9 protein-coding genes are annotated in these 7,729 nt (G+C 68.0%); 3 read left to right on the top strand and 6 right to left on the bottom strand.

Features of this window, described 5'->3' with window-relative positions:
• The first annotated feature begins 143 nt into the window (after nt 1-143).
• Entirely contained in the window at nt 144-1,595 is a 1,452-nt protein-coding gene (locus tag sphsw_RS04180) for a sensor histidine kinase (protein WP_081874124.1), read from the top strand.
• 16 nt (nt 1,596-1,611) lie between these two features.
• Here the strand turns inward: sphsw_RS04180 and sphsw_RS04185 are convergent, their stop codons facing one another.
• The 3 genes from sphsw_RS04185 to metX all read right to left on the bottom strand — a co-directional run bounded on the left by sphsw_RS04185 (nt 1,612) and on the right by metX (nt 3,874).
• Nucleotides 1,612-2,007, bottom strand: a complete 396-nt coding sequence (locus sphsw_RS04185) for a response regulator (protein ID WP_031439515.1) — start codon at nt 2,005-2,007, stop codon at nt 1,612-1,614.
• Nucleotides 2,008-2,117: 110 nt separating this feature from the next.
• Complete coding sequence (metW, locus tag sphsw_RS04190; RefSeq protein ID WP_031439516.1) at nt 2,118-2,738, bottom strand: methionine biosynthesis protein MetW; 621 nt, start codon at nt 2,736-2,738, stop codon at nt 2,118-2,120.
• Nucleotides 2,735-3,874, bottom strand: a complete 1,140-nt coding sequence (metX, locus tag sphsw_RS04195; protein WP_031439517.1) for a homoserine O-acetyltransferase MetX — start codon at nt 3,872-3,874, stop codon at nt 2,735-2,737. Before metX ends, metW begins: the two co-directional genes overlap by 4 nt.
• A 73-nt stretch (nt 3,875-3,947) precedes the next feature.
• Between metX and hisC the strand changes: the two genes are divergently transcribed.
• Both hisC and sphsw_RS04205 read left to right on the top strand, forming a co-directional pair.
• Nucleotides 3,948-5,045 (top strand): histidinol-phosphate transaminase, encoded by a 1,098-nt coding sequence (gene hisC, locus sphsw_RS04200; RefSeq protein ID WP_031439518.1) that lies wholly within the window; start codon nt 3,948-3,950, stop codon nt 5,043-5,045.
• Nucleotides 5,045-5,953, top strand: coding sequence for a prephenate/arogenate dehydrogenase family protein (locus tag sphsw_RS04205; protein ID WP_031439519.1), 909 nt, complete (start codon nt 5,045-5,047; stop codon nt 5,951-5,953). The genes hisC and sphsw_RS04205 overlap by 1 nt, the downstream gene beginning before the upstream one ends.
• Before the next feature lie 26 nt (nt 5,954-5,979).
• On the opposite strand, the gene sphsw_RS04210 is transcribed toward sphsw_RS04205, so the two are convergent.
• The 3 genes from sphsw_RS04210 to sphsw_RS04220 all read right to left on the bottom strand — a co-directional run.
• Nucleotides 5,980-6,666 (bottom strand): lysophospholipid acyltransferase family protein, encoded by a 687-nt coding sequence (locus sphsw_RS04210; RefSeq protein ID WP_031439520.1) that lies wholly within the window; start codon nt 6,664-6,666, stop codon nt 5,980-5,982.
• Entirely contained in the window at nt 6,663-7,199 is a 537-nt protein-coding gene (locus tag sphsw_RS04215; RefSeq protein ID WP_031393671.1) for a YdcF family protein, read from the bottom strand. The genes sphsw_RS04210 and sphsw_RS04215 overlap by 4 nt, the downstream gene beginning before the upstream one ends.
• On the bottom strand, nt 7,196-7,729 hold a 534-nt coding region (locus tag sphsw_RS04220), incomplete at its 5' end, for an FtsX-like permease family protein (protein ID WP_031439521.1). The genes sphsw_RS04215 and sphsw_RS04220, both read right to left, overlap by 4 nt.

Consider the following 7,729-nt stretch of genomic DNA (forward strand, 5'->3'; position numbering starts at 1 on the left):
GGCGGGTTCTCGGACGATCTCGACGACGACGTGCCGTTCTAAGCATCGTGACGCCGCCCGTTTCGACTCCAGTAGCGCCGAGCGTGTACGACGAGGCGGCGCGATCACGCGTCATCTCGTCCTACGATGTCGCGGGCGCGCGCATGCAGGGTGAGCTGGACGACATCGTGTCGTTCGCAGCCCGGTTGTGCGATGCGCCGATCGCACTGCTGAGCCTGGTCGAGGAGGAATATCAGCGGTTCCTTTCACGCAGCGGCACCGATCTCGACCAGACGCCGCGGAGCCAGTCCTTCTGTGCGCATGCGATGCACCATCACGACGTGATGGAAGTGCCCGACGCGCAGGCCGATCCGCGGTTCGTGGACAACGCGCTCGTCACCGGTGCTCCGCATGTCCGCTTCTACGCGGGGGCGCCTCTGGTCTCGAGCGAAGGCGTGCCGCTCGGCGCGCTGTGCGTGCTGGCGACGACCTCGCGGGCGGGGCTTACGCCGTTCCAGCGTGACGGGCTGACACTGCTGGCCAAGGCGGCGATGGGGCGGCTCGACGATCGCCGGACCGCGCGCGAACAGGCCTTTGCCGAGGCGCGGGCGCGGCGCACGCTCGAGGCGAGCGATCTGCGGTTCCGGACGCTGGCCGATACGATGCCGCAGATGGTCTGGTCGACGCTGCCCGACGGCTTCCATGATTATTACAATGCGCGCTGGTACGAGTTTACCGGCACGACGCCCGGCACGACCGATGGCGAGGGCTGGAACGACGTGTTCCATCCCGAGGACCAGGACCGCGCCTGGACGATCTGGCGCCATTCGCTCGCGAGCGGCGAGCCCTATACGATCGAATATCGGTTGCGGCACCGGGACGGCACCTATCGCTGGGTGCTCGGCCGCGCTTTGCCGGTACGCGACGACCAGGGCGCGATCACGCGCTGGTTCGGGACCTGCACCGACATCCACGAGCAGAAGCTCGCCTATGAAGAGCGCGAGGTGATCAGCCAGGAGCTGAGCCACCGGATCAAGAACATCTTCGCCGTCATCGCCGGACTCATCGCCTTTTCCGCGCGCGGCAAACCCGAATTCGCCGGGATCGCGACCGACCTGCGCCACCGCATCACCGCGCTGGGCCGTGCACACGACTTCGTCCGCCCGCACAGCACCCAGTCGCGTCCGGAAGCCCCGCAGGACAGTCTGAAGGGCCTGCTGGGCGATTTGTTCGAACCCTATCGGCAAGACGGGACGGATCGTCTGGTCGTGATCGGCGACGATGTGCGGATCGACGATCGTTCCGCGACCCCGCTCGCCCTGCTGTTTCACGAGCTCGCGACGAACGCGACGAAATACGGCGCGCTGTCGACCGTCGATGGGCATGTCGCGCTGACGATCGGGCATGACGGGGACGGCGCCACGGGCACGGTGCGTCTGACCTGGCGCGAGCAGGGTGGCCCGCCGATCGCGCACCCGACGAGCCATAAGGGTTTTGGCAGTCAGCTGATCGAAATGAGTGCGGTTCGCCAGTTGGGCGGGACGGTGCGGCGCGATTGGCGTCCCGAGGGGCTGTGCGTCGAGATCGGGGTCCCCCTCCCCTCCTTCTGCCGCTGACCGCGCGGTCTCCCCGTCAGTTCCCGCGCCGTCGGATCTGGATCAGTTCGCTACCGCCGCGTAGCGCCTGACCCGTGGTCGCCAGTTCGGCGGCGGCGAGGATCGCGGCATCGTTGAACGGCTTGCGGATATAGCCGAGGCAATCGGCGTCGCCGATCTGGCTGGGATTGGCGGTGACGAAGACGACCTTCACGCCGTGATCGCGCGCAATCGTCTCCGCAATCGACGGACCGGTCGGACCGTCGCGCAGATTGACGTCGACAAAGGCGAAATCGCATCCGGCCGCGGCGATGAGCGCGGTTTCGCGGTCCGCCGCGATCGCCACGACGTGATATCCCGCGTCGATCAGGATCCTTTCGAGATCCAGCGCGACGAAGATTTCATCTTCAACGATCATGGCGGTCTTGGTCATTGTCGTGGCAACCGTTGGCCGGGCTATCCGTTCCTTCGGTTTATTGATTTGAATCAAGAACGTGTAGCGAATTGAAACAAATAACCTGTGTTACCGGGGGAGCGCCCGGGTCATGCCCCCGGTTCGCCCCGCAACAGGAATACGGCGTGCTCGGCGAGCAGGTTGGCAGCCGCCGACGTCGTCTGCTTGTCGCCCGACAGGAACCAGGCACCCTCGACGATCACACCGCGCTGCCGGAGGAACGCCCGGAAGTCGTCGATCGTGACGTGATGGATGTTGGGGGTGTCGTACCAGCTTTCGGGCAATTGCCGCGTGACCGGCATCCGCCCGCCCCACAGCAGCGACAGCCGCACGCGCCAATGCGCGAAGTTGGGAAAGCTGACAAAGGCGCGCCGACCGATCCGCAGCAGATGGTCGAGCACCAGGTCGGGCGCGCGCGCGGTCTGCAATGTCTGGCTGAGGATCGCATAGTCGAAGCTGGCATCGGGATAGCCCTGCAGGTCGACATCGGCGTCGCCCTGGATCACCGACAGGCCGCGGCCTACCGCGGCCGCAACGTTGCCCGGATCGATCTCCAGCCCGCGCGCATCGACCGCGCGCTCGTCCCGGAGCGCCGCCATCAGCGCGCCGTCGCCGCATCCGACGTCGAGCACGCGCGACCCACGGTCCACGTGATGCGCGATGATCCCCAGGTCGGCGCGCAGCGTCTCCTGCTGCGTCGGGGTGCTCATGCCCCTGCCCTCAGAAATCCGTCGACGACGCGGTTGAGCTCGGGCGCCTCAAGCAGAAACGCGTCATGGCCGTACGGGCTGCTGAGCTCGACGAAGCTGACCGGCGCGCCTGCGGCATTGAGCGCCTGGACGATGCTGCGCGATTCCGCGGTCGGATAGAGCCAGTCGGTGTCGAAGCTGACGAGGCAGAAGCGCGCGCTCGTCGCGCGGAAGGCGTTGGCGAGCAGCCCGCCATGCTCCTCCGCGAGATCGAAATAGTCCATCGCGCGGGTGATATAGAGATAGGAGTTCGCGTCGAACCGGTCGGTGAAGGCGAGCCCCTGATGCCGCAGATAGCTCTCGACCTGGAAATCGGCGTCGAAGCCGAACGACTTGGCGTCGCGGGCCTGCAGCCGCCGCCCGAACTTCTCGGTCAGCCCGGCTTCCGACAGATAGGTGATGTGCGCCGCCATCCGCGCGACCGCGAGCCCCGCGGTCGGCGCGGACTCGTCGTGATAATCGCCGCCGCGCCAGTTCGGATCGGCCATCACCGCCTGGCGGCCAACCTCGTGAAAGGCGATGTTCTGCGCGGTGTGGCGCGCGGTCGATGCGATCACGACACAGGCGCGGACCCGGTCGGGGAAGGTCGCGGGCCAGCTCAGCGCCTGCATCCCGCCCATCGATCCGCCGACCACCGCCTGCAGCACGTCGATGCCGAGATGGTCGAGCAGCATTGCCTGTGCGCGGACCATGTCGCGGATCGTGATGACCGGAAACCCCATCGCCCAGGCGCGCCCAGTCGCGGGGTTGATCGTCGCAGGCCCCGACGAGCCCATGCAACTGCCGAGCACATTGGCGCAGACGATGAAATGCCGCGCGGGATCGATCGGTCGCCCCTCACCGACCATCCGCGTCCACCAGCCGGGCTTGCCGGTCCGCGGATGCGTCGAGGCGACATGCTGATCACCGGTCAGCGCATGACAGATCAGGACCGCGTTCGAGGCGTCGGCATTCAGCGTGCCATAGGTTTCATAGGCAATGTCGACCGGCGACAGCAGGACGCCGCCATCGAGCCGCAACGGTCCCGGCAAGGTCACGCGACGCGCCAGGCCGAAGCGCGCGTCGGTCGTCCGGTCGGGATCAATCGTGTCGAGCATGACGCGTCCGCTACCACAACCATTTGCCACTGCGCCACACCGACCGCTATGCCCCGCGGCCATGACAAACATCATGCCCGCACCCACGCCGAAGCCCTGGATCCTGGGGATCGCGCCGTACACGCCCGGTCGCTCGACGACCGATGATGGCCGCACGGTGATCAAGCTGTCGTCGAACGAGAACCCGCTTGGGACGAGCCCAGCGGCCAAGGCCGCGTTCGACGGCGCGGATCACACGCTCGAACGCTATCCCGACGCCAGCGCGACCGCGCTGCGCGAGGCACTGGCGGCGCATTACGACCTGGATCCGGCACGCGTGATCTATGGCACCGGATCGGACGAGATCCTGCATCTGGTCGCGGGCGCCTATGCGGGCCCCGGCGACGAGATCATCCATGTCCGCTACGGCTTTGCGGTCTACGAAATCGCGACGCGGCGCGTCGGTGCCGAGCCGGTCGTCGTCGACGACCGCGACTATGCGACCGATGTCGATGCGATCCTCGCCGCGGTCACCGAACGCACCCGCGTCGTGTTCGTCGCCAACCCGAACAACCCGACCGGCACGTTCACGCCGCGCGCCGAGATCGCCCGGTTGCACGCCGGCCTGCCGCGCTCGGTGCTGCTCGTCCTCGACCAGGCCTATGCCGAATATCTCAGCCCCGAGGAGGATGATGCCGGCCTCGCGCTGGCGATGACCGAGGCGAACGTGCTCGTCACGCGGACCTTCTCGAAGATCCACGGCCTTGCCGCGGAGCGGATCGGCTGGGGCTATGCCTGCGCGCCGATCATCGATGCGATGCACCGCATCCGCGCGCCCTTCAACGTCACGACGGCGGGCCAGGCGGCGGCCGTCGCGGCGCTGGCGGATACCGGCTTTGTCGATGCGACTCGCGCGCACAACGACCGCTGGCGCGGCTGGTTCGTCGAGCAGGTCGCGCAGATGGGTAATGCCGGCCTGCGCTGCGTACCCTCCAAGGCGAATTTCGTGCTCGTCCTGTTCGAAGGTCAGCTGACCGCCGACGCGGCCTATCACGGGCTGATGGAGGCGGGGTATATCGTCCGCTGGCTGCCCGGACAGGGCCTTCCCAATGCGCTGCGCATCACGATCGGCACCGAGGATGAGACGCGCGGCGTGATCGCGGCGTTGCGCGCGCTGGTCGAGCGGGGCTGATGCTGCCGTTCGCACGCGTCACGATCCTAGGACTGGGGCTGATCGGGTCGTCGATCGCGCGCGGCGTGCTGCAGGCGATGCCGACGGTGCGGCTCACCGGCTATGACGTCGATCCCGCGGTGCGTGCGACCGCGGACCGGCTGGAGTTGTGCCACGACATCGCCGACACCGCGGGCAGTGCGGTGATCGACGCCGATCTGGTGATCCTGTGCGTCCCCGTCGGCGCGATGGCGGCGGTCGCGGCGGAGTTTGCCGCGGACCTGCCCGCCGAGGCGATCGTCAGCGATGTCGGCAGCAGCAAGACCGAGGTCGCACGCGTGCTGGCGGAGGCGCTGCCGGGCGCGACCGTGATCCCCGCGCATCCGGTCGCTGGCACCGAACGCAGCGGGCCCGAGGCGGGGTTCGCGACACTGTTCAACCATCGCTGGTGCATCGTCACGCCCCCCGAGGGCGCCGATCCGGCTGCGGTCGAGCGGGTCGCCGAATTCTGGCGGCGGCTGGGCGCGCAGATCGAGTTCATGGCCCCCGATCATCACGACCGGGTGCTGGCGATCACCAGCCATCTGCCCCATCTGATCGCCTACACGATCGTCGGCACCGCGAGCGATCTGGAAGAGGTCACCCAGTCCGAGGTGATCAAATATTCGGCGGGCGGCTTTCGCGACTTCACGCGCATCGCCGCGTCGGATCCAACGATGTGGCGCGACGTGTTCCTGACCAACCGCGAGGCGGTGCTCGACATGCTGCAACGCTTTTCGGAGGATCTGAGCGCGCTGCAACGCGCGATCCGCTGGGGCAAGGGCGACGAGCTGTTCGACCTGTTCACGCGCACGCGCGCGGTGCGCCGGTCGATCGTCGAACAGGGTCAGGACGACGACGCCGCCGATTTCGGCCGCGCGCACGACTGACCCCGCTCGGAGCGCCGCCAGCGGCGTCAGCCGTCGAGCGCGTTCATCGCCGCATGGACGCGCGCCTCGGCCTCCTCGCGTTTGAGACCGGCGGGGACGACCTCGCCGAAGCGGAAGGTGATGACGCCCGCCCGCTTGGGCCCCTTGCGCGGCCAGACGGTGCCGCTGTCGCAGGCGATTGGGACCGTCGGCATGCCGAGCGCGCGGTAGAGGCCCGCAAAACCCGGCTTGAGCGGCGGATGCTCGCCGGGCACGACCCGGGTGCCTTCGGGGAAGATCAGGACCGAGCGCCCGGTCGCCTTGGCCGCGATCGCCTCGCGCATCATGTTGCGCAGCGCCTTGGCGGATGCGTCGCGGTCGACGACGATCGCACCATAGCGTCGCGCCGCCCATCCCCAGGCGGGGATGTCCGCCAGTTCGCGCTTCAACACGATCGCCGGCCCGTCGAGCAGCGCCTGAAGCTCGAGCGTCTCGAACATCGCCTGGTGCTTGCACGCGTAGAAGGCCGCGACGTCGGGCCGCGTCCCCTCGATCCGGATCCGGATGCCGAGGATCCAGCGCGTCGCCCAGCGGTGGAACCGCGTCCACACCGTCGAATGGACGATCACCGCGCGCGACCCGAACAGTGCGCTGATCGGCACGGTCAGCACGATCGGCGCCGAGATACTGTAAAAGACGATCATGAAGACGATCGTTCGTAACCAGGCGATCATGCGCCAAATCCTATCCACAATGCGATCCGTCGCAGGATCAACTTGTTGTATTCGTTGACCAGCGTCCCGAGCCGCGGCGTGCCGGGGACGCCGTCGCCGAGCACCAGCACCCGCGGCCCGAGCACCGCGGCAAGCTCCATCTTGGCGCGCGGGACATGCCAGTCCGAGGTGACGAGGCGCACGGTACGATAGTCGTGCGTCTTGACCCAGCGCGCGGTTTCCTCGGCATTCGACCGCGTATCCACCGCATCCGCGCCGAGATCGACGCAACAGGCGAAGACGCTGGGCGAGGTGCGATATTCGAGCGCGAGGTCGATCGGGCGGACGCCGGGCGCGACTCCGGTCACGAGCATCCGCTTGGCCTGGCGGTCGCGCAGCAGCGCCAGACCGCGATCGATCCGCCCTGCCCCGCCGGTCGGCACGACGATCGCATCGGTGGTCGAGCCATTGAGCGGCGGCGGCAGGAGCAGCATGAACGCGGCGAACCCGAGCGCCCAGACGAGCACACCGACACCCAGAAGGCGGACAATCACAGGGTCGTCCTCATCGCGCGCACGATCGTCGCGCGCGCGGCGACCATCGCCAGCACGATGAACCCGATCGGCATCGTGCCCAGCGTGGCCCAGTCGGTCGAGGATAACCGCCCCCCGTCGAGCAGTTCGGAGCCCAGCCCCTGCAACCGGGTCATGATCAGCAAAATGACGGCGATCGCGACGCCGGCACCGGCCACGCCGCCGATCGCGGCGTCGATCGCCACCCGACGCTGGAAGAGACGCGCGACCTGCAGATCGGTCGACCCCAGCATGTGCATGACCTCGATCGTCGCGCGGTGCGTTTCAAGTCCCGCGCGCGCCGCCAGCACGACGACTGCGGCGGTCGCGCCGGCCATCAGCAGGACGATGCCGAGCGCGAGCAGCGTCAGCGAGCGCATTACCCCGCTGACAGGTGACATCCAGGTTTCGTGCCGGTCGACGCGCGCGGTCGGCGCAACGCCGCGAACCGCGCGCGCGACCGCGGCGACCGCGGCATCGTCCTGGCCGCCCAGATCGACGTCGATCATCGC

Source organism: Sphingomonas sp. FUKUSWIS1 (assembly GCF_000733135.1).
In the GTDB taxonomy this organism is placed as follows: domain Bacteria; phylum Pseudomonadota; class Alphaproteobacteria; order Sphingomonadales; family Sphingomonadaceae; genus Sphingomonas; species Sphingomonas aerolata.

Coding starts and splice junctions, on each gene's coding strand:
- sphsw_RS04180 (WP_081874124.1), top strand. CDS start 144: ATGCAGGGTGAGCTGGACGACATCGTGTCGTTCGCAGCCCGGTTGTGC.
- sphsw_RS04185 (WP_031439515.1), bottom strand. CDS start 2,007: ATGACCAAGACCGCCATGATCGTTGAAGATGAAATCTTCGTCGCGCTG.
- metW (WP_031439516.1), bottom strand. CDS start 2,738: ATGAGCACCCCGACGCAGCAGGAGACGCTGCGCGCCGACCTGGGGATC.
- metX (WP_031439517.1), bottom strand. CDS start 3,874: ATGCTCGACACGATTGATCCCGACCGGACGACCGACGCGCGCTTCGGC.
- hisC (WP_031439518.1), top strand. CDS start 3,948: ATGCCCGCACCCACGCCGAAGCCCTGGATCCTGGGGATCGCGCCGTAC.
- sphsw_RS04205 (WP_031439519.1), top strand. CDS start 5,045: ATGCTGCCGTTCGCACGCGTCACGATCCTAGGACTGGGGCTGATCGGG.
- sphsw_RS04210 (WP_031439520.1), bottom strand. CDS start 6,666: ATGATCGCCTGGTTACGAACGATCGTCTTCATGATCGTCTTTTACAGT.